The sequence below is a fragment of the Flavobacterium sp. FG139 genome, assembly GCF_057809695.1.
In genome coordinates this window covers 61,622-85,375 of the sequence record NZ_JBMDKL010000008.1, presented here as the reverse complement: position 1 = coordinate 85,375, position 23,754 = coordinate 61,622, and the positions used below count along the sequence as shown (strand labels likewise).

At 32.5% G+C, this 23,754-nt stretch carries 14 protein-coding genes and 1 tRNA gene; all 15 read right to left on the bottom strand.

The features are described 5' to 3' along the window. Window positions 1-103: 103 nt before the first annotated feature. Window positions 104-1,003 (bottom strand): hypothetical protein, encoded by a 900-nt coding sequence (locus ACODSI_RS08475; protein WP_488916410.1) that lies wholly within the window; start codon window positions 1,001-1,003, stop codon window positions 104-106. Between the two features lie 302 nt (window positions 1,004-1,305). Beyond that, entirely contained in the window at window positions 1,306-2,523 is a 1,218-nt protein-coding gene (locus ACODSI_RS08470) for a tyrosine-type recombinase/integrase (RefSeq protein WP_488916409.1), read from the bottom strand. Between the two features lie 414 nt (window positions 2,524-2,937). Further along, window positions 2,938-5,823: a T9SS type B sorting domain-containing protein gene (locus ACODSI_RS08465; RefSeq protein WP_488916408.1), complete on the bottom strand. Its 2,886-nt coding sequence runs from the start codon at window positions 5,821-5,823 to the stop codon at window positions 2,938-2,940. Window positions 5,824-5,928: 105 nt separating this feature from the next. Then, window positions 5,929-6,753, bottom strand: coding sequence for a hypothetical protein (locus ACODSI_RS08460; protein ID WP_488916407.1), 825 nt, complete (start codon window positions 6,751-6,753; stop codon window positions 5,929-5,931). A 3-nt stretch (window positions 6,754-6,756) separates the two neighbouring features. Next, entirely contained in the window at window positions 6,757-13,218 is a 6,462-nt protein-coding gene (locus ACODSI_RS08455; protein ID WP_488916406.1) for an FG-GAP-like repeat-containing protein, read from the bottom strand. A 3-nt stretch (window positions 13,219-13,221) separates the two neighbouring features. After that, complete coding sequence (locus ACODSI_RS08450) at window positions 13,222-13,668, bottom strand: T9SS type A sorting domain-containing protein (protein WP_488916405.1); 447 nt, start codon at window positions 13,666-13,668, stop codon at window positions 13,222-13,224. Window positions 13,669-14,454: 786 nt separating this feature from the next. After that, window positions 14,455-14,528 (bottom strand) — tRNA-Arg (locus ACODSI_RS08445). 54 nt (window positions 14,529-14,582) lie between these two features. After that, the gene (locus ACODSI_RS08440) at window positions 14,583-15,032 is read right to left on the bottom strand and encodes a GatB/YqeY domain-containing protein (protein ID WP_488916404.1); all 450 of its coding nucleotides are present in this window, start codon (window positions 15,030-15,032) and stop codon (window positions 14,583-14,585) included. 254 nt (window positions 15,033-15,286) lie between these two features. After that, the gene (gene ftsZ, locus ACODSI_RS08435) at window positions 15,287-17,227 is read right to left on the bottom strand and encodes a cell division protein FtsZ (protein ID WP_488916403.1); all 1,941 of its coding nucleotides are present in this window, start codon (window positions 17,225-17,227) and stop codon (window positions 15,287-15,289) included. Window positions 17,228-17,281: 54 nt separating this feature from the next. After that, the gene (gene ftsA / locus ACODSI_RS08430) at window positions 17,282-18,712 is read right to left on the bottom strand and encodes a cell division protein FtsA (RefSeq protein ID WP_488916402.1); all 1,431 of its coding nucleotides are present in this window, start codon (window positions 18,710-18,712) and stop codon (window positions 17,282-17,284) included. 22 nt (window positions 18,713-18,734) lie between these two features. After that, complete coding sequence (locus ACODSI_RS08425) at window positions 18,735-19,457, bottom strand: cell division protein FtsQ/DivIB (RefSeq protein WP_488916401.1); 723 nt, start codon at window positions 19,455-19,457, stop codon at window positions 18,735-18,737. Continuing rightward, complete coding sequence (gene murC / locus ACODSI_RS08420; RefSeq protein WP_488916400.1) at window positions 19,454-20,794, bottom strand: UDP-N-acetylmuramate--L-alanine ligase; 1,341 nt, start codon at window positions 20,792-20,794, stop codon at window positions 19,454-19,456. The genes ACODSI_RS08425 and murC overlap by 4 nt, the downstream gene beginning before the upstream one ends. Window positions 20,795-20,876: 82 nt before the next feature. Then, complete coding sequence (gene murG / locus ACODSI_RS08415; protein WP_488916399.1) at window positions 20,877-21,968, bottom strand: undecaprenyldiphospho-muramoylpentapeptide beta-N-acetylglucosaminyltransferase; 1,092 nt, start codon at window positions 21,966-21,968, stop codon at window positions 20,877-20,879. A gap of 1 nt (window position 21,969) precedes the next feature. Further along, window positions 21,970-23,328 carry an FtsW/RodA/SpoVE family cell cycle protein gene (locus tag ACODSI_RS08410; protein ID WP_488916398.1) on the bottom strand — a complete coding sequence of 453 codons (1,359 nt, stop codon included), beginning with the start codon at window positions 23,326-23,328 and terminating at the stop codon, window positions 21,970-21,972. A gap of 55 nt (window positions 23,329-23,383) precedes the next feature. Beyond that, on the bottom strand, window positions 23,384-23,746 hold the full coding sequence (locus ACODSI_RS08405; RefSeq protein ID WP_488916397.1) for a four helix bundle protein: 363 nt from the start codon (window positions 23,744-23,746) through the stop codon (window positions 23,384-23,386). Between the last annotated feature and the right edge of the window lie 8 nt (window positions 23,747-23,754).

Sequence of the window (23,754 nt, the reverse complement as noted above, 5' to 3'; positions counted from 1 at the left end):
AAAAAACCTTTATTCTACAAGGGTTTACAACGATTTTATTGATGTAGAAAATGTGAAAAAAATAAAAAAGTCCACAGGGAATTTGTGGACTTTTTGTGTTTGATTATAAAAGCTTGCTTATATCTATTCTTTTATGGGTGTTGGGGCGTTTGTCTTCCCTTGAGGGTTGGAGGATAGTTTTAACGCTAAGGGGACTTAGTTCCTTGCCGTCTTTGTCGATGAATGTGTTTACAATCATTTCCGCAATATCATTGATATTGCCCTCAACCATTGGCTTACCCTCAACCAATATCTCACGGGACATTTGATAGAATATATCCACAAACTGATTGACATTGCAATTGAATTGCAATTTAGTATGTGGAATTGGATTGCCCGGAACAATAGGTTTAAATTTATCAATGGAACTTTTGATGCTCTGCAGTTCATAAATCTGCTTAATCTCCTTACTGCATTGCACATCAAACAAGGGCAATTTTTGATTGATAAACTCTATGTTGGCTTGTCTGTACTCGTGCTTTTCTTTCGTGAGTAAAAGTATCTTCTCATTATCATCGTCAAGGCTGTCGATTTGCTTTTTGACTTCACAAAATGAAAAATGCCTGTCCTCACTTTCCGCGTTGATAAACCTTTTAGCGATTGTCTGTTTGCTTTCTTTTGAACTCGAAAACTGTATTTCTTTTCGTTTGGATTCTATCAAATTGAATAGTTTGTTATAACGGCATAAAGCTTTTTTACTGGTAAATAAATCCTCATTATTGGAAATCAATTCCTCAAATCGATTCAGCCAAACAATCGGCTCTTTAACCAAACTGGTTTGATAATTTAGAAAAATGGGGTAATCGGAGTAGTGTAATTCAAAAATCTTATTAATTAGTGCGGTACAATAATCTTGTACAGTAACTTTTTTGTCGAGAATAATATCAAAATCGTGATTGGAAACTTTTGCAGAATGCGCCACTACCATTTCGAGAAACGAGGTAGTTTGAAAATTTTGCTCCATAGAATTTAATGCTACAATTAGGGTTATGTTTTTGCATTTTCTTTGAATTGGCAATTTTAAATCTATCCCAGTTCAAATTCGTTTTTGAAGCCTCTGTTTTGGCTGTTAAGCCTTTACTGTTGCGGAATATCTATTTAAAAGAACTTCTTTCTTTGGCGCTAAAATAGAGGAAAAAAAATCCTTTTTGCAAAAAGGATTTCATAAATTTTTATTAAATATTTAGCAATATTTTAGCTACGATACCACTTATTTTTCAATAACGTGATTAACAGTATTTTATTATTCTCACTTTTTTACATAATTTAATAAATATAATTATCTACTGCCTTATCCAGTTCCTCGCCCAAGATTTTTGCATATACCTGTGTGGTTCTAATATCCTGATGATCCATTAACTTTGAAACGTGTTCAATTCTCATACCATTATTCAAAGCATTGGTAGCAAAACTGTGTCGGCTCAAATGAAAAGAAACGTGGATTGGAAACTCTAAAGCTTTGGCAATCCTTTGGATTTGAAAATTAGCCGACTTGTTTGCTTTTTGGGTTATCTCATAACGATATTCGGCATTCTTCAAAAAGAAATCCTTATTGGTTACAATCGGGAAAATAAAATCATCAGGCTGTGGGTTTTCTTTTTGGTATTTTTTGATAATATCCAAAGCTACTTTACCGATTTTAAACTGATGGGGTCTTCCTGTTTTACGAATGACTTTTTTAATTCGCTGTTCGTCTTCGATAAAATCCTTGTTTTGGATTTCCAAAGCATCACTGAACCGTAGCCCTCCTGCATAAATGGAAAAAACAAACATATCTCTGTAAATATCTCCTTTTGTTCCTTCCCCTGCATTGTAATTAATCATTGCCTCAATTTGTTCCTTGTTCAAAAACAATCGCTTGCCTGTTTCTTTTTTTAAGGTCAGTTTACTTATTGGGTACATATATTCGGGAATAATATCCTCTTTAATGGCTTGTTTGAACATTATCGCCAGTATCATAATGGAGTAGCGCTGTGTGGTTAATCCATTGCCTAATTCATTTACCATATATGCCATATAGTCCATTAAGAGCGAAACGGTAATATCATCAAAGAAAACATCTTTTGTGCCTAACCAGTTTTCAAACTTCTCTAAATACAGCTTGTAATTATTATACGTTCCCACAGAAACACTCCCCCTGATTTTTTCGCAATACTTATAAGAGTATTCAAAAAAGTTAGGCACTTCTTTACCCTTAATGGCTTCTTTAAGTTTCTTTGCCGAAACCGTTTTTACCTTTCTTTCCAAGTCCGCAACCTGTCCTTCCGCATCCGCAACTTTTTGAGCAATGGAAGCGTTCATTCTTGCGCTATTTGGGTGGTTCTTTTTTACCCTCTGTTTTGCCTCGTCCCATTCGCTCTCTTTCAGCTTTACGCCAACAGAAATAAATTTGGCTTTTCGGTCTTTAATAACTCTTATATATAAAGGGCAATGTCCCGCTTGGTCTTGTTGGTGCGTTCTTAAAATTAACTTAATTGAAGCCATAAATTGCAAAAATTAAAAAGTTGTACTATATTTACAAAAGGAAGCAAATGAGTGAAGTCTTTAAAAACAAAGCGTTTCATTTGGGTGCAACCTGAAACGAAAGTACAACATTTGGTACAACAAAGCAAACATTATGTTGCTTTTTTTTGCATCAATTTGCGTCGTTAAAAATAACAAAGTCAATAAGTACGGTACTTTAGAAGCAAATCGAAACATAGAATATTATAATCGTACTAACAGCGGTTTTGCGCTATTGCTAGTTTTTCTTGAATTGAATTTCTTTTTTCACAAAAATATTTTATTTTAACATAAAGTACGCAGGTCGGTGACATCGAAGCTGTAGCGTAGACTTAAAACGTTAATGGCAAGCTTATCTACAATAACAAAAAACTATAAATGCATTAGAATATAATTTTATCTTTTTAAAGCAAAATGCCCTTTATATTCCATACCATTCTGTCTTTTTACAACAAACCAATAGTCGTCTGAAGGAAGTAATTCACCTTCTAATGTACCATCCCATCCAGAACTCAAACCACTGAACATTTTTATCATTTTTCCATAACGGTCATAAATAAAAATAAGCATATTAGTCTCTGATGATGAAAACCTTATTTTCCACAAATCATTAAAGCCGTCTCCATTTGGAGTGAAAAATTTAGGATACATTAATAAAAAAACCTCATCTTGAACAGTACCACAACCTTTTTTGTCTTTTACATAAACCGTATAATCACCACTTATCAGTCCATAAAACTGATTACTATCTTGAAAATGAATATTGTCTAATGAATATAAATAATCATCAACATCTCCAGCAACATATACTATAATGTCATTTTCATTATCTGTCCAGTCGTGGGTTTCTATTGAAGTGATTGTAGCAACATTAGAACTGTAAACTGTAAAATTTTTGGTTTCATCACAAATTATAGTACCATAATCTTTGGTAACCGTTACTGAATAATTACCAGCTTGTGTAATTAAAGTTGAATTGCTATGGCTACCCGTACTCCAAGAATAGGTATCAAATCCTGTTGGAGCAACAACCGAAATTTGATTGCCCTGACAAATACTATAACTATCCTGAATTGCAATGACAGGTTTTGGTTTAACAATTAATTGAAATGAAGTTGTCGCAAAACAGGTAGAACTTATTTTGTTTTCAATCCTTGCGTATATAGTTTTAGAATTTTGAGCGGTTTGTATATTATTTATTGGATTTAAACCCTGATTAGCATCGTTAAGACTATCATAATAGGTTACATTAAAATTATTTGATGACTGACTTCCTAAAACCAATGGGGTTTGTACACTTATATCAAATGATTCTATCCCATCATTTCCTGCATCACACATATAGAGATCTGAAACTGGATTTGATATTGGCATTGCATACAAACCTATTTGAAAGGAAGTAGTAGCATCAAAACAATTTGAACTTAATCTGTTCTCAACTCTAATATATATTGTTTGCGGATTACTTATGTTTTGATAATTTAAAACCAAAGGATTACTTCCACTTGTTGCATCAGGTTGACTTAAATGATAGGTTACTTTAAAATCAGTACTACTTTGTGTTCCTAATGTGAGTGATGTTTTAGTGTTTAAATCAAAATTACCAATACCATCATTACTTGAGTCATCACAAATAAAAATATCAGAAACGGTATTTGAAATTGGTTTTAAATATTTTGTGATAGTAAAACTATTAAAATCATAACAATCAATACTTGCAAGATTATATATTTTATAATAGATTGTCGAAACACCCATAGGAAGAGAATATATATTTGGAAGTGCATTTGTATTTGAAGTCAAATCTGATAATGAAGCAAAATAAGCTATTCCAAAAATACTTGTTGATTGACTACCATAAATTGTTGCATTATGTTGAGATAAGTCATAATTGATAGTTGGATTACCACAAACAGTTTGATTAGAAATTAAATTAGCAACAGGCATATCAAATATGGTAACCGAATTAGATTTCACACTAGTACCTAATGCAGTAGTTGCAGTAACTGTTACTAAAAAAGTTCCTGGACTTGCAAATTGATGGGTTGGACTAATTGAATTTGATGTATTACCATCTCCAAAATTCCACGATGCATTTAAAACAGTCTGATTTGTATCAATTGTAAATTGTGTAGAATTGCCAAAGCATAAATTTTGAGTTTTAAATGTTGCATTAAAAAATGAAGATACAAAGGGTGGCAAACCTAATTCACATATTTTACCTGCTAAATCTATAGCATCCATTTGTATATTACAGCCTAACCCAACTGTATCTGGGTCGTTTATAACGCCTAATTTTGACATAAACAACTCTGCGATATATATTTTTTTATCTGGTCCTAACTGCAAACTACTTGAAATTGTTGTTTGACTACTAAAAATTGTTTGAGCGGATAAAGGTATGTTACTACTTGTTAAATCATATTGAATAACTTCAACTGGAGCAGGTAAATACAATATATTCGATAAATAAAGCAGCTTACTATTGGGAGAAAATTCAACACCATAACAAAATCCACTCGTCATACTATTTGTCGTCAATATAATTGGATTAGAAACAATACCAGTAGAATTATTGAAGTCCAAGAGTTCAGCATCAATGTGAGAGTTACAAATAGCTAATTTACTTCCATCAGGAGATATTTTCATATTCCCATAAACATTTTCTGTCGACCCATTAACAACCGCTCCAACATTTGAAGTTACTGGAGTGTTAGTTAGACCAGATGACGTTAACAAATAACTGTAAAAGGAATTATTATTCCACCCATGAGTTACAATCCAATAATCTGTGTTATTTACATGTTTAACAACAGAAAGTTTTTCATTAGACGGTGTATAAATTAAGACATTCTTACTTGAAGTAACATCCCCTAAACCCCCATTCAAATTCATATCAACAATAGAATATCGAAAGCCATTCACATGCACTTCATAATCTAATGTGAATATGTAATATAAATTATTAGATCCTGGCAATGGAACTATAGTTGCAGATTGCGTACTTGAAAAATTCCCCATCAAACCATTGCCGTTTGACATCACTTGATGATTTCTATTCCAAACTGTTATTCCATCCGTATAAAATAATAAATTTCCATTATTGTCAGCAATAGTTGCACATCCTTCACTAGTATATAATTGCCCATCTGTTAAGGCTGTTAATGAACCGTTATTATTAAATTTTATTCCTGCATTTTCTCCAAAATACCAAACACTCGCTTCTTGTTGAGAAAAAGCGAGTGAAGTAAATAATATGAAGATGAAAAGTATATATCTCATTATCTTCTTTTATAGCACTAAATTTAACATTCTAGCATTTGTTTATTTAATTGATATAAATTATAAATCTCCGATTTTAAGTATCATTTTCGCTTATTATGTTAATTATTTTATCAACTTTAATGGGACTTTATTTGAAACAAGAACCCCATCAAAAATTTCGTAACCATTATCTTGAATTTCTTTACGTTGATAATCTAGTAAACTATTCCAAATAAAATCCCTTTCTTGACCAATTCCTATAGAAAAATCATAGATGTTTTGTGGAGGAATTATTAATGCACTATAATTCAACTCAAAATTTTTATCTTTTTCTTCATATATAGGCAAATAAAGTTTTGTTTTAAAAATTTTATACTCCCCTGGATAAATAACAAAGGAATTACTGTAATGATTTCCACCATATGGATTCATTGCTTTATTCTCAAATTCTTGATAATTATTCTCATTTTTAAATTTACTTATTTTTTGAAATATATCAGAATATACTTTATTAGAATCATTTTTATATAAATCATTTTCCTTGTAAGATGTTACGATATCATTTTTAATGCTTTCTCTGTTATCTATTAAAAAAAATGTTTTTAATAGACATTTTGTTTTGTCAGCAAAAAAATATTTTTGAAAATGTTTTGAATTACCCATAAACAATAAATTTTCCGTATTCAAGATAAAAAAATATTTTTTGTTTGAGTTATTCACCAGTTTAAAAGTCAGCAGATTATAGGCTTGCTTTCTTTCAACTTCTGTATAACTTTTTAAATCTTCATAAACTCTATTTTCATTGTTTAGTAATAAATTGGAATCAATCGCAATATAATGAATTTCATTATTTAACAACTCTAATGAGACATTTTTACCAACCACTTGTTTCTTATTACAACAACCTGCTAAAAGAAGTGCCATAATTATTGTTACTCTAATTTTCATTTTTTAATAATTTTTACTTAAATTATACAAAGCATTTTTACCATAGTTTGTTAACATTAAAAAGTCTCTGTTTGTTTCATAACTTTGTGAATTAAGAGGCCATAATCCATTACTCCAATATTTAGCATACCTATCAGCATAAATTTCATCTAAAGCTTCTGCTGTTTGAACATCATATTTAGCAAAATTAGATGACCTAACGTTGGTTAAAGAACTCCAAACATGACCAAATTCATGTAAAATAATTCGTCTTAAATCATCTGAAGGAATAAAATTTCGCCCATCAAAATTTTTTTGTTCTTTATAAACTTCAGTATATTCTCCATGAAAATCTGATTTAACACTATTTAATTTATAAGACACAGCTAAATCAGTGCCGTATTTTCCATGTTCAATGTCTTTATACGTAATTTTATAACCTGGGTTTTTTTCCAAAATTCTTTGATATTGTTGTTTGAGATACGGAGTCTCTTCAATAGTCTTTTTAATTAATGCATCTGAATAACCATTGCCACCCATATAATCATTATCTGCAACATAGCTATGTCCCTCCATATTATTTTTATATGAAAAAATACTACTAATACCATTAAAACTCATAAGTGATTCACCAGAAAAACTTAATGATATTGATCCAAAGCTTGTATTAATATACATTGCAGAAGAAGCATAAGCCACCCATGAAGGCATGGTAGGTAATGGACTAAAATATCTGTCATCCTTAATTTCAGTCGAATATGGTGGCGTGTAAAAACTATTCATGAATGAATTAGCAAATAAACTTATTAACATAATACTAGTATTACTATATTCTGATTGCCCCCAAGGTACACCATAATATATTACATCATTTCCAGTAGGATCTATGTATTTTGTTGGATTGTTCAGTCCATACCCATAGCGGTTATAATTTTGAGAATTGGATGGGTCCTGTAAACTGTTATCTGGTTGTAAAAAACGATGTAATTTATTATCATAAATCCTTCCGTTCATGTTTATTAACCCAACACCTAACAAATGTTCGTGACCAGTGTACCCTCTGTCTAAAAATAATCCTGTCGTTGTTGTTGGAGGAGCCACTGAAACACCATTACTCCCTGCATATTTTATCAAAGAACCCCAAACATCAAATAATCTTTTTTCTATTACTACTCCTGCACTATTTGTAATGGCTAATATACTACCTTGATAATCTCTATGCAAATAAAAATAGTTTACTGTTGTACCATCGGATTTATAAACCACAGGAGCTGTATAACCATCACCTCCTATATAGGTAACAAAATCATTTACCGAATTAGTGATGTTTCTTTTAATTTCCATACTACCATCAGAAGAATAAAACTTACGCATCATTCTAGCAGATTTGGTCGTGGTTTGGTCGCCATAATACATTACTGATCTTCTTTCTTGAGCATTATACTCAAAGTCAATATTTTCCTTTGAAGCTTCTGTTATTGTAACAGGACTTTTAAAAAAATTATAGGTTATATTCTGTTGTCTATTTACGTAATAATTTAAAACAGGAGATGTTGCTGACTGGTCTACCGGCGTAATTGTTGATACTGTATAAGGTTTACTATTCAAATTATAAGCATAATTTCCTATGTTATTATTTGAAATAGTACCATTAGTATTGTAAGCTTGAGTTTGAATACCATTAGTATCTTTATAACTTGTTAATCTATCAAAATTATCATAGTTAAATGTCTCAGACCATAATGATGTACCAGTTCCAAATAAGTTCGAATCTCTCCCTGTCAAATTACCATTTATTGATTCAAAAGTGGTGTTTAATGTCATGATATTGGTTGTCGATTTATCATGCTTAATTTTAGAAGGAAAACCATAAATATCATAGGTCTCTGAAATTGTGACTCCGTTACCAAAAGAAGCAGTGAGTATATTACCTTGTTGATTGACAGTGGTAGTCTGCCATAATTTAGTAGTACCAACCACAGTACTACTTGTCATATCATAAAGTTGGTATTTATATCCATTCTTGAAAATCGTTTTAATCCATTTATCACTAGCTTTATTTGTTGTTTTGTCAGTAGCTAAAAAATGTTCTTTCTCTGGTCGTCCAAAAGCATCAAAAGTATAATCTTTTTGAAATTCATATAGACCTGTTCTACTTTCTTTTGAAAAATTTAATCGTCTATAGTTATCATAGCCATAACTATAGTTAATAGTGTAATTGTTTGTATTATCAACAAACGTCATTCCTGTTAAAAGTTTAGATGTAGGATCAAAAGCATAGCTAGTCAATGTGTTGGTACTATCACTACCAGTTCCTATTTTAGCTTCAGCTGTTATTTTCCCATAAATATCTAAAGTATATGTTGTAATCCCTTTTGCAACAACTTCCTCTGTTTTAATCTCGCCAAAATTATTATAAGTGTATTTGTAAATCCCTGCCGATGGGTCATTTAATGTTATCTTCCTACCCCAACCGTCTTGTTGAATTGTTGTATCTACTCCACTAGTGCTAGTCTTTTTTAAATTTCCATTAGCAAAGTATTCGTAATTAATGGTTGTAGGTGATATTCCTGTTGGTGTTTCTGTAACTGATATTACTTTTCCATAAGGATTTTTTATAGTTACTTTTACTTTTTGTCCATCGTTTTCAGTTGCTGATAATCCACTATAAGAATATGATGTTTGTTTTCCCACAACATCGTTAGTACTTAATGAAGTAGACTGAATCAATCTACCATAGACATCAAATTGCATTTCATTCCAAACATCAAAAGTTCCTAATCCATCAACCCCTGCAAAATATGGCTGACTTACTAATATTGGTTGATCATTAATATCATAATAAGTTGAGGTGTATGACCAATTTCCATCTATGGTTTTAGTGCCCTCATGTATTTTTCTCCCTAAATCATCAAGAATAATTAAATTACTACTATCCTCACCTGTTGGTCCATTTGTTGTTACTATTAAGCCTACTCCATCTGTTGTATGTGCATAACTATATGTTTCAACTTTATTCAAATAATTTTTAGTTGAAATCTTCTTCCCCCAAGTATCATAAGTATAGGTAGTAGTAAGTGGATAACCCACTGTAAAAGGAGGTGACTCTGTTGATAGTAATCCTGTACTTAAATCATAGCTGTAATCTGTTACTAAACCCTGAATATCTGTTCTCTTTGTTAAAAACCTATGTGTTGTTGAATCGTATTGAAAGCTAAAAACTCTATCTGTCTCATTGGTTGCTTTTAATGTTTTAGTGATGATATTACCATAAGCATCATAAGCATTGACCTCAGTAACATAATCTGTAATTACTCCTGAATTTGTTGACCTTTTTTGTACTTGTGTTAACAAATTATTACTATAGGTATATAATTCTTCATCAATGGATGTATCATTACTTGGTTGAATAGTCTTTGTAACAACTTTATTTGTTGGTCTTCCAATAAAATAAGGAACTGCTGATGGCAAATTGTCATAAGACAAATTTTCAACTGTTGTTAATGACTCAACTGAAGAGTCATTTGTCTGAATAGTTGTTTTGGTTATAGGGTTATTGTAGAGATCAAACTTTGTACTAATATTTAATACATTTCCCTGCACCCCATCAATTGTAATACTAGATGTTTTTTTAAGTTTAAAAACCTTATTTGAAGACAATGGGTTTGTAATGTCATCTAAAACATCATCATAATTATAAGTATATTGACTCCAATTAATAAAAGGATTATTCATGTCAAATGGTAAGCCAAGTGTTGTCAAGCCTAATACTGAATAATTTTCTATAGGTGCTCCTCTAAATGAAAAATTATGTAGAGCATCTAATTTAGAAACACTATAATTTGTGACATTTGAGATAATTTGTGATGCATCTGCAAACCAATTCGTTTTCAAGACAGATCGAAAACCAAGGAAACCAAGTCCCTCTAAATTATTGGTAGCACCATAGTATTTGTACAATTGTTTTTTATATACCGCTGAACTTATTCTTTCGATTTGGGAAACGACATTTAAACCTGGCTGATTAATTATATCTACATTAGGATATTGTTCAATAGAACCAGCTGTCATATATGTACCATTACCATCGGTTAATGAACTGTATGTGATAGTCTCTTTAACACCATTTCCTAATGTTATATTTTTCATTGATTTAAGAGGAAAACTTAGTGAATTTAGATTAGTACAGAATCCTATTTTATTATTATCATAATTAGTTGGCGAACCAATGTATGATTTCTCTATGCATACCAACTGAGGTTTTCCGTTATAAGTTTTACTCCTTTTGACCATAAAAGGGATTACAATTGCTGTTGCCGTTGGGTAATTTGGGTCATAATAACCATTTGTAAATGAAGAGTTAGCCCAAATACCAGCAGAATTCCTAACAAAAGTATTGATTGAAAAACTAGTATTTGTACCTGGTGTAATAAATAAAACATCTGTTTTTCCATCTCCATTAAAATCTATATTTGCTAACCCACTTAAATCATGAGCCGAAGGAAAATTTGCTGGAAAAGTTTCATTAATAAATGAAATCCCTGTGGACATTAATAATGCTCTATCAACTCCTGGTAACATTATATCAGCTTTACCATCTCCATTATAATCACCAATACAAATTGGATACGTATATGACCTGCCAGCAGTGTCACAAGTTAATTGTGATTCATTTTGATATTGAGGAGGATCTGTACCAAAAACGTAAACAGGGTAATCATAGTAATGACAATTGCCTGCCGCTACAGTAGTTTCACTCAAATGAATAGTAATAAGAGTTTCCCATAATATAATCAAATTATTATTGTTATCTAAAGTATAAACAACAAGTCTATCACTTTTTGGTACAAGTATATCTGTTTTCCCATCACCATTAAAATCTGCAAAATATAATTTATTTTGATCATCGAATAATACAGGTATAGTTCCACACAAATTAACATAATTTGTAGAAATTCTTCTATCAAGATTAATAAAATAAATTTCTATATTGTTTGTAGTACAATCTTTCGATTTAACTATTATTTGATCTGTTAATCCGTCTCCATTGAAATCACCTGATTGAGTATAATATTTTGTGCTGTTAATAATTATTTGCTTAGAGTATTCATTTGTTATAGTACTATTAGTTTTTGAAAAAATATTAAAGTTCATAGTAACATTACAATTCGCCCAATTGGTTGTTTCACTTCTAATACACCAGGCATCTCTGCTCATAAGTTTATTATTTGCATCTAAACATTTTACTGTAGAAATTCCAGTAGCATTTGTATTTGAGATTACATCAACAACTGCAACAGAATTATCATCATAGACTTTAGTGAACAAGCTTGTTCCATTTATAAAGTCCGTATCCCCATCTCCATCAAAATCACCTGTAGTCAACAAACCAGATAATCCTCCAAATCCATTTTGAGGCAATGTATTCGGCTGTGTTAAATTGGTTTTAATGAAGTTTACAACACTAGTATCACTGATGTTTTCGCCATAATCAAAGACAGTTGGATTATGACTTTTAGAATTATCACCATTCTTTTCAGTTATACTTATCATTCTTTCGTAACCTACTACAATATCATGTGCCAGAAAATAATTTCGCAAACCGACTCCATTTCCTTTTACGTTTATTTGACTTAAAATCTTATCATTAATTACATTAATTCCACCAACATAAACATCTTCATTACGAGTTCTATTTTTATATATAAATTGAATTTCATTTATAGGTGTATTAGCCCCTATTGAACCATATTTAACAGAAGACAAGTATAAAGAGTTATTAGTAACTGTGTAATTATAGCTTATTCTAACGCCTTGAGGGTTCTCCCAATAACTTAGTGGAAAAGTAGTGTCCGTAGTGGAAGACAAAGTATCTCCATATATAGCCATAGAACCATCAGGATATTCCACTTTAAAAATAGCTTTTCTAGCTATTTGTGTTTGTATTCCACTAACCATGTAGTATGAAAAGGAATGCATTGATGTAAGGGTAACTTTTATATTTGAATAATTTTCAGTAACATATGTCGAACCAAGCACTCCATATGTACCACTCTTTAATATCAATCGCTGTCCATCAAGTGCATAACGATCATAAATATCAAAATCCACAGGATTATCTAACCCATCGTGAAACTTAGTTGATGGGATTCTAGTTATTGCTGATAAACCTGAAATATTCCAACCATAACCTGCGATTCCAACACCAGATTGACTATTATAACTCAATCCAATTTGAGGAACAACTCCATTAATGCCTGGCGGTACACTTATTGGAATAGAATATGTAGCTGCTCCAGATAGAGATACTGAAAGATTACCCGCCGTAACTCCTGTCTCTGTAGAACTTCCTGTTGCTGTTGTAGAGCCTCCCCCTGTAGAGCCTCCCCCTGGTGCAATTGAAGTAGTATTAGATTTATTTATACTTGACTGAGCATTAGAAAAAAAACTCAATAATAATATTGTGGCATATAATATTCTTTTCATCTTTTACTGTTTAATAATTTTCAAATCTTTTTTTTCTCCATTAGAATATTTAAGCAACACATTATAATAACCTGCTGGATAATCTCTAAAATTTATTTTAGCCAATTCATCATTATTCAATACTGTAAATTGTTTTAATAATTGACCGTTCATAGTATACAATTCAATTGATAAAACTTTGTTATCATCAATATTTTCACATTTAATGTATAGCTCTTCAAGTACTGGGTTCGGATAATACAGAACCTTATTTTCTTCTTGTAAATCGTTATCAGTTATATCATTTTCGTTTTTGTAATTGGCATTTTTAGCCGCACAATTGGTGCAAATAACTCTTTGAATTTGATTACCAGCAGTGTCATATGAAAACTGAATTCTTTTAGTTTGAGTTATTTGCCCAAAAGAAAGTCCAAAAACAAAGAGAAAAAGGAATGTAAATTTGTTTTTCATAAAAATTTGATTTGCGTTTATGTATTTATATATTGGATAAAATGTTGTAATAAAATAACTGATAATATGCAAACTACACTATCTTATAATTGACATTAATTACTAGTTTTTGACATTATTTTAATTTATAATTAAATTCTATAAGAGTAAACTTCATTAGAATTAATTTGAACTTCTTAACTATGCGAGAAAAACCTTAAATTAATTAGTACAAAGCTATGTGAGTTAAATAAATAATTTGGTAAGCAAAAAGTGTACATTTTCATTTTTTTTGGTTCTTTACTTGCTGTAATTATAAACAAATTAAATGTCTTTATTCTCATTTAAATGTAGAATGTTTGCTACGAATTTATTCTACCAAACCCATTACAATAACTACAGATTCATTGTAACAAAATATTTTTTTTATTTTTTCAAAACTAGAAAAACACAATTAATTGCAATCACGTAGTTTTACGTGTTTTTACTTTTTCACAACAAAACTATATATTGATTGTTATTAGAATTTACTCTTAAAGTGTAAAAATTGTTAAGAGCAAACATATTAACATAAATTACATGAGTCAATCCGTATTTACACGGATTTTAAAAGAAAAAGCCTTACTTCAATTAAGTAATGCATTGTGCAATAAAAAAAGCGAGGTATTATAACCTCGCTCTAAGTATAACTTTAAATCGTTTATTGTGTTTAACATAAAAATCTTATCAAAGATAATAATTTTTTGTAGACTACTGACTAAATGCTGACTAAAACAACAAAAAAAGCTTTAAAATTAACTATTTTAGTGACCGCGAAGGGATTCGAACCCCCAACCCTCAGAGCCGAAATCTGATATTCTATCCAGTTGAACTACGCAGCCAATTTGAAGTACAAAGTTAAAAACACAAAGTACAAATGAACTTGTACTTCTAACTTATACTAATAATTTTTTAACGATTGCCGAAATGGTTTTGCCTTCGGCTTGTCCGCCAATTTGAGCCGAAGCTAATCCCATCACTTTTCCCATAGATGCAATTCCTGACGCACCAGTTTCTGCAATGATTTTAGCAATAATGGTTTCAATTTCAGCTTCCGATAATTGTGCTGGAAGAAATTTTTCAATCACTGCAATTTGAGCTAATTCAGGTGCTGCCAAATCAGGACGATTTTGTGTCGTAAAAATCTCGGCACTGTCTTTTCTCATCTTCACCAAACGTTGCAAAATTTTGATTTCGTCTGCTTCTGAAATTTCTTCTTTAGAACCAGTTGCGGTTTGGGCTAATAAAAGTTCTGATTTTATAGCTCTTAATGCTTCTAATGCTACGGTATCTTTAGAACGCATAGCATCTTTCATTACGTCCATTATTTGGGTTTGCAAGCTCATACTAATTTTATATTAAATTATAAATTTTGATTTTTATGTAAATGGTTGGCTTTTTAGCCCTGATAGTAGTGGAAAGCTCCCGATTTTTATCGGGACTTGCAACGAATAGCAGGAAAATGGCTGACTGAAAATGCCCGAAACTTTCGCTTATAAAAACATTCAGTATCAATCTAAAAAGCTAGGCAAATATAAAAAAAATAACCCGAAATTTCTATTGAACTTTCGGGCTACTCATTTTTAATTAACTTGATGATTTAATCTACATTATCGTGTAAGAATGAATTGTTAGAACGTAATTGCATGTCGTCATTGCTGTCTGTTCCTAAAGACATTCTTGAATTGTTGTTTAAATTTCTATTATCCGTTAAATCTACGCCCAATCTTTTGTAAGCTGGTTCTTTTTCCAATTCTTCCACACGTGATGGATTGTTGTGAAACTTGTAATTGAAGTCTTTCAACTTACGTCTTCTTTCGTCAGCACGCATTTTCAACGTTTCTTCAATAGTCATTTCCATTGGAGAAAGATCGTCTGAATGCGTAGCATAGGTTGGTTTAGTTGGCTCTGCTACTTTCATGGTAAAGTTCAACGATTCCTCGATTGGTTCTTCTACTTTTTCTGCCACTGGCTTAGAACCCAACAAATCGTTTTCGATTTCCATATACTCTTCTAAAGAATATTTAATAACACCGTTTTGATTCAATTCGGTTACTGGAACGAATTCTACGTGTTCGTTTACTTTAATATCTTTAGTTTCTGCAGAAAGGTCAAAAATAACGCGTTCTTCCTCTACTCTTTCAACTGGTTTTGAAATTGGCAAATCAAATGAGAATGTAATTTGTTCCTCTTCTTTAGCAATGAATTGAGGCTCATTTACCTTGATTTCATTTACTACAGGAGTTGTAAAGGTAAAATCGATGTCTTTAATAGGCGAAACAATTTCAAAAGTAACGTCTAAGTTACGGATGAATTCGTTCATGGCGATTAAATCGTTATCTGCTTGAGCAACAACAGGCTCTGCCTTTACTTCGTCTTCGATTAATTCAAAAACTATTTTTTCTTCTGCAACTTCGGCAGTAACTTCAATTGGAGTTTCTACCTTCGATTGAAAAAAATCAACTGGTTTTTGGGTTAAATCGCGTACTAATTTTTGTTCATCTTCTAAGGAATGAATTATTTTCTTTGGCTCAACATTTACAATTTCTGATTGTTGTTCTACATTAAAACCCGTAGCAATAATAGTCACTGCAATAGCATCACCGTGCGATTCGTCTTCACCAACACCCATAATGATATTAGCATTGTGACCCGCTTCTGCTTGAATGTGATCGTTGATTTCTCCGATTTCATCAATAGTGATTTCAGTAGTACCAGAAACGATAAGCAACAATACGTTTTTAGCTCCTGAAATTTTATTATCATTTAATAATGGTGAATCTAAAGCCGAAATAATAGCTTCTTTAGCACGGTTTTCACCACTAGCAATAGCTGAACCCATAATGGCAGTTCCACTGTTAGACAATACCGTTTTAGCATCTTTTAAATCGATATTTTGTGTATAGTGGTGTGTGATTACTTCAGCAATTCCACGAGATGCGGTAGCTAAAACTTCGTCTGCTTTAGAGAAACCAGCTTTAAAACCAAGATTACCGTATACTTCTCTTAATTTGTTATTATTGATAACAATTAACGAGTCAACCTGCTTTCTTAATCGTTCCACACCAGCTAATGCTTGATCTTGACGTACTTTTCCTTCAAATTGAAACGGAATAGTAACAATACCAACCGTAAGAATATCTCTTTCTTTAGCCAATTGAGCGATTACAGGAGCTGCACCAGTACCTGTTCCACCACCCATTCCTGCAGTGATGAATACCATTTTGGTATTGCTGTCTAACATTTTTTCAATATCAGCAACGCTTTCAATGGCCGACTGTTGACCAACATCAGGATTTGCTCCAGCGCCCAAACCTTCTGTTAAGTTAACTCCTAACTGAATTTTGTTGGGTACAGGACTATTTTGTAATGCCTGTGAATCGGTATTACAAACGATGAAGTCTACACCTTTGATTCCTTGTTTAAACATGTGGTTGATTGCGTTGCTTCCACCGCCACCAACTCCAATAACTTTAATAACATTTGATTGATTTTTTGGTAAATCAAATGAGATGCTTCCAAATTCTGAGTTGCTCATCATACTATTTTGGTTTGTTTGATTTTATTCTGTATTCTAATTTTGTCTTGTCTATGTTTACTCTGCGTTGTCTAAGAAATCTTTGATTTTATCTACATACTTATCGAAGAACGATCTTCTGATTTTGTTTTCTGTAGTTTCAATTTCTTTTTCAACCTTCTGTTCCACTTTTGGAACTTCTAGTTCTTGAACTGGAGTGGCTATTGGCTCTTCAACAACTGGTCTTACAATCTGTCTAGGTTGAGGAGCAGCTTGTGTTACCTCCAATTTATAAGCACTTTGTGTATTGTTCGCAATGCTATTCATTACCAATCCTACTGCAGTTGCAAACAACGGACTTGAAATATCTTCGCTTGAATTTCCAGCTAAATGCTCATTAGGATATCCAATTCTAGTATCCATTCCGGTAATGTATTCTACTAATTGTTTGATGTGTTGCAGTTGTGCTCCACCACCTGTTAATACAATACCTGCAATTAATTTCTTTCTTGGATCTTCGTGTCCGTATGCTTTAATTTCGGTAAAAACTTGTTCGATAATTTCAACCACACGAGCGTGAATGATTTTCGATAAGTTTTTTAACGATATTTCTTTTGGTTCTCTTCCTCTTAAACCAGGAATGGAAACAATTTCGTTGTCTTTATTTTCACCTGGCCAAGCCGAACCAAATTTTACTTTCAATAATTCAGCTTGTTTTTCTATGATTGAACAGCCTTCTTTGATGTCTTCTGTAATGACATTTCCACCAAAAGGCACCACGGCTGTGTGACGAATAATGCCATCTTTAAAAATAGCTAAATCCGTTGTTCCACCACCAATATCAATTAACGCTACACCAGCTTCTTTTTCTTCTTGACTCAAAACGGCATCTGCTGAAGCTAATGGTTCTAGAGTTAAACCAGACAATTCAATGCCTGAACTTTGGATACATCTTCCCACATTTCTGATGGATGACGCTTGTCCGACTACCACATGAAAACTAGCTTCTAGTCGTCCACCATACATTCCGATTGGTTCTTTGATTTCCGATTGCCCATCGATTTTAAATTCTTGTGGCAATACATGAATGATTTCTTCACCTGGCAACATGGCTAATTTATTCACTTGATCAATCAACAACTGAATGTCTTTTCCGCTGATTACCTCTTCAGGATTACTTCTACTGATGTAATCGGTATGTTGAATACTGCGAATGTGTTGACCAGCAATACCCACCACTACATCATTAATTTTGTACCCTGAATTTTCTTCTGCTTCCAAAACTGCTTGTTGGATAGATTGAATCGTTTGAGTAATGTTATTGACAACACCTCTAGCCACACCTAAACTTTTAGCCTTTCCAAGACCTAAAATTTCAAGTTTACCGTATTCATTTTTCTTGCCAATCATCGCTACGATTTTCGTAGTTCCGATGTCTAAACCAACCGCAATGTTTTCTCTATTCTCCATATTGTCAACTAATTTGCCCGATGCAATATTTTCTATCATCTTAACTGAAACTCAGAAGCTGTTATCGTGTACAAACAACCTGTTGTGTGAATCTCAAATTTATTTTTTTATACTTGTAAAGCGTACTATCTAAAACTGCTTTTTGAAAAAACGCTTTATAATTTTTAAATTTCTTCTCGACATTGATCATTTTTCCAAATTCAATTTGATAATCGAAGTTTCGAGTGGTCATCATAAGGTCGTTGCCCGACAAAATTTGAACACCAATGATGTTTTTTTTCAAAAAGTCGTCGTCGTAAATTTTCTTTAAAACTTTAGCCAATTCTTTCTTGTTTTTGTTGGTAATTTCACCTGAAATTAGAGGCACTCTAGCCGTATTTACTTCTGAAAGCGGCATACTATTACCCTCATTATCAATATAGAAAGAGCCCAAATCATCAAACACCCTACCAATAGGCGTTTTCTGCTTTACTTCAACCTTCAAAACACCATCAACGGTAACAAAAACATCTGATTTTTCAACCATAGGATGTTTGTTGATGGAATTTTCCAATTTGTTCAAATTTAAGTCCTCTTTTGCTATACTTCGCACATCATTTTTATTTTCTATTAACAATTTATTAACCGTTTCCTGTTTAATAAAATCGCTGTTTTCTCCAACAAAAATGACTTCCGATTTCTTTAATTTTCGATGTAAATTCCTGTTTAATGTAAACGAATATAAAAAGATAACCAATGCAAACATTAGTACCAGCCTGATAGTGTTCCATTTAAGAAATTTCATGATAATGCTTTTTTAATTGACGGAACTAACTCTCCAATATCCCCTGCTCCAATGGTCACAATTACTGTAGCATCTGAAGCTAAAATTGCTGAAATTAAATCGGATTTTGCGACTAACTTTTTATTTTCATTCGTCATTTTTGACATCAGCCAAGTCGTCGTAATTCCCTCCATCGGCAGCTCACGAGCTGGATAAATATCCAATAATAACACTTCATCAAACTGCGATAAACTTTTGGCAAAATCGTCTGCAAAATCTTTAGTTCTACTGAATAAATGCGGTTGAAAAATAGCCAGCACTTTTTGATTTGGGTACAATTCACGAACCGCCTGATGAACAGCATTTATTTCGGTTGGATGGTGCGCATAATCATCTATATAAACGCGATTTTCTGATTTTATTTGATACGAAAATCGTCTTTGTACGCCTTTAAATGATGCTAGAGCTTTAGCAATGGACTCGGTTGGGGTACCATAAGTTTTTGCCATTGCTAAAGCCATCAAAGCATTCATTAAATTGTGATGACCTGGAAGTCCAAATTGTATATTTTGTATGGTTTCTGAAGGCGTTTGCACATCAAAAACATAGCTGCTATTTTCAATTCTAATATTAAACGCTTTGAATGTTGCTTCCTCATTAATGGCAATTGTTAATCCTTCTAAATCCAATCCTTTTGGGACAAACATTTTGGTTGTATCCGAAACTTTATGAGCAAATTCTCTAAACGATTCTTCAATGGCATTTTTATCTCCATAAATATCCAAATGATCGGCATCCATAGAAGTAACACAAGCTATATTGGGATGCAAATGCAAGAATGATCGGTCAAATTCATCGGCTTCAACCACGGTAATTGTTTTGCCGCTTCCTATTAAATTAGAATGGTAATTTTCTACAATTCCTCCTAAAAAAGCCGTTACATCGGCACCACTTTCATATAAAACATGCCCCAAAATACTCGATGTAGTTGTTTTTCCATGCGTACCAGCTACTGCAAAACAAAACGTATCTTTGGTAATTAAGCCTAAAACTTCGGCACGCTTTTTAATGACATAATCTCTTTCGATAAAATAATTCCATTCTGAATGTGATACTGGAACGGCTGGCGTCACTATTACAAGTGTATTTTCAACATAGTACTCATTTGGAATTAAGCTGATATTGTCTTCAAAATGAATCGTCATTCCGCCAGCTATCAACTCCTCGGTAAGCATCGTTGGCGTTTTATCGTAACCTGAGACATTTTTACCAATGTTTTGAAAATAACGGGCAAGAGCACTCATTCCGATACCTCCGATTCCGATGAAATAGACGTTATGTATTTGGTTTAGGTTCATTTTAAATTTCAATTACAAGATTCAATTACAAGTTCAAAATTCAAATTTTATTATTGTTTTTTGAAATTGATTTTTGCCATTGTTATTGTATTAATTTTATTATTTCTTCAACTATATCTTTTGTTGCATTGGGTTTTGCCAATTTTTTGATGTTTTGGCTTAATTCTTTTTGTACATTTTCATTTGAAATTAATTCAGAAAATGTAGTTTCAAATTTTTCATCCAATTCATTTTCTTTTAAAAGAATGGCGCCATTTTTATCTACAATCGCTTTGGCATTTTTGGTTTGATGATCTTCGGCTACATTGGGTGACGGAATAAAAATAGTTGGTTTTCCGACCAAACACAACTCCGAAACCGATGATGCGCCTGCACGAGAAATTACAAAATCAGCTGCCGCATAAATCAAATCCATTCGATCAATAAAGGCTACAACTTGTACGTTTTTTGTATCGTTAAAATGCTTGTATTCTTCGTAATATAATTTTCCACATTGCCAAAAAACCTGCACACCACTTTGCAAAAGATACTCCAATTCTTTTTCAATCAACTGATTCACTTTGCGAGCACCCAGGCTTCCACCGAGAATCAATACTGTTTTTTTAGTAGCATCCAAATTGAAGTGTGAAATACCTTCTGCTCTTTTGCTTTCAATATCCAATACATCTTGTCGCACTGGATTTCCGGTAAAAACGATTTTATCTTTTGGAAAAAAGCGCTCTAAATTTTCGTATGCGACACAAATGGCATTGGCTTTTTTACTTAAAATTTTATTCGTGATTCCGGGATACGAATTTTGTTCTTGAATTACTGTCGGAATGTTGTTGCTATTAGCCACTTGCAGTAACGGACCACTTGCAAAACCACCTGTTCCGATTACTACATCGGGTTTGAATTTCTTTATTATTTTTCGTGATTTCCACAAACTGCTCACCAATTTCAGTGGAAACATCATGTTTTGCAAGGTTATTTTTCGTTGTATCCCAGCAATCCACAAACCTTCAATATTGTATCCTGCTTGAGGCACTTTTTGCATTTCCATTTTGTCTTGCGCGCCTACGAACAAAATTTCACAATCGGGAAACCGCGACTTTAATTCATTAGCAATGGCTACCGCAGGATAAATATGTCCTCCAGTTCCGCCACCACTCAATATGAATTTGTATGTTTTCATTCTATTTTTTCTTTAAAACCGCATTCATCGGATTTTCTGTAATCGAATAATCGTCTTGGTCTTCCTTAATTTTATTTTGTATAGAAGCTCTAATCTGATTTACTTTTTCTTGATTTTCGTCTTCTTCCTCTTCATCATCTTGCAATTGCTTATCGATTAACTTCCTTAACGCTTCTTCGCGTTTCTCTTTTTCGGCTAATTCTTCTGCAATTTCTTCTTCTTTTTTGGTCACACTTAAAATGATTCCGATAGCGATACACGTCATCCAAATAGAACTTCCTCCCGAACTTATCAAAGGTAACGTTTGACCTGTAACTGGAAGTAACTCAACCGCAACTGCCATATTAATTAAGGCTTGAAATACAATTGGAAATCCGAGTCCGACTACCACTAATTTCCCGAATAACGAATTGGCTTTGTGTGCTGCCACAATAAATCGAAACAGCAAGAGCATGTACAATCCTAAAATCACTAAGGCCCCAAAAAGTCCGTATTCTTCTACAATTATGGCAAAAATAAAATCGGAAGACGATTGAGGTAAAAAGTTTTTTTGAACACTTTTCCCAGGTCCGAGTCCGTAAATTCCACCCGATGCAATAGCAATTTTTGCTTTTTCTATTTGGTAATATTCATCTGGATCTTTGGTGCTATCGTCTTTATTGAAAAAATTTCCGATACGTTTTTCCCAGGTTTGAACACGATTGGGAAATGCGTTTGGGTAGGCTTTCACCACTAATATAAACATCGAAAAAGCTACTATTCCCATGCCGATAATAGTACCTATGTATTTTATGGGATATCTTCCTATAAATGTCAACATAGTTACCATGGCAAAAATCAATGCTGCCGTAGAAAAATTGGCAGGTAAGATTAACATAATAGTTACAAAAACCGGCAACCACAAATCGATAAGAGATGCTTTAAACGTAGGCGGTGTTTCACGAGATTTGGACAAATATCGAGCTACATAAACATACAATACGATGGCCGCTAAGGTTGACGTTTGAAACGAAATTCCGATAAACGGAATGTTGATCCAACGGCTGGCATTGGCGCCTTCAACTACTGTTCCTTTGACCAATGTGTACACCAATAGTACCCAAACAATTGGTAATGCAATTCTTGAAATTCCTCTAAAATAATGATACGGAATTTTGTGTATTTGATAAATAATAATAAACCCGAAAAAAATCTGAATGGCGTGTTTTAGCAAATACGTGATGGCGTTACCCGAACCATGACGCATGTAGGCCAAATTGCTACTCGCACTAAAAACAGGCATAAAAGAAAACAACGCCAAAAGGGCAACAAATGCCCAAATAACTTTATCTCCTTTTAAACTGTTTATTAGTTCTTTCATTCAATATTAGATTTTAGATATTAGATTTTAGATTTTAGATATCTTGATTTGTAATTTAATTTTTATTTATTCTATTATTTACTGTTTTTAATGTTGATACAAATATTGCCGCCAATTCGTTTGATTCTTTTAAAAGAAATTCTAATTCTGATGAGTTCAACCAATTCTTCTCTTTAATAATTTCTAACCAAAACTGTGATTCATCTGCCTCTTCTAAAACTATATTTAATTTAGCTACAAATTCTTTATCACTTCTAGCTCTGCAAACTGCTCTGTAATTAGCTCCAACAGAAGTTGCACTTTTAGCAATTTGATTTATAACAACCCGAGTCGACATTGAATTGGGCATTTGTTCAATTAGATTTAAAACAGCTAAAGAAAAATGCTTTGTTCTATTTTTAAGTTCATCGTTTGTCATATCTAATA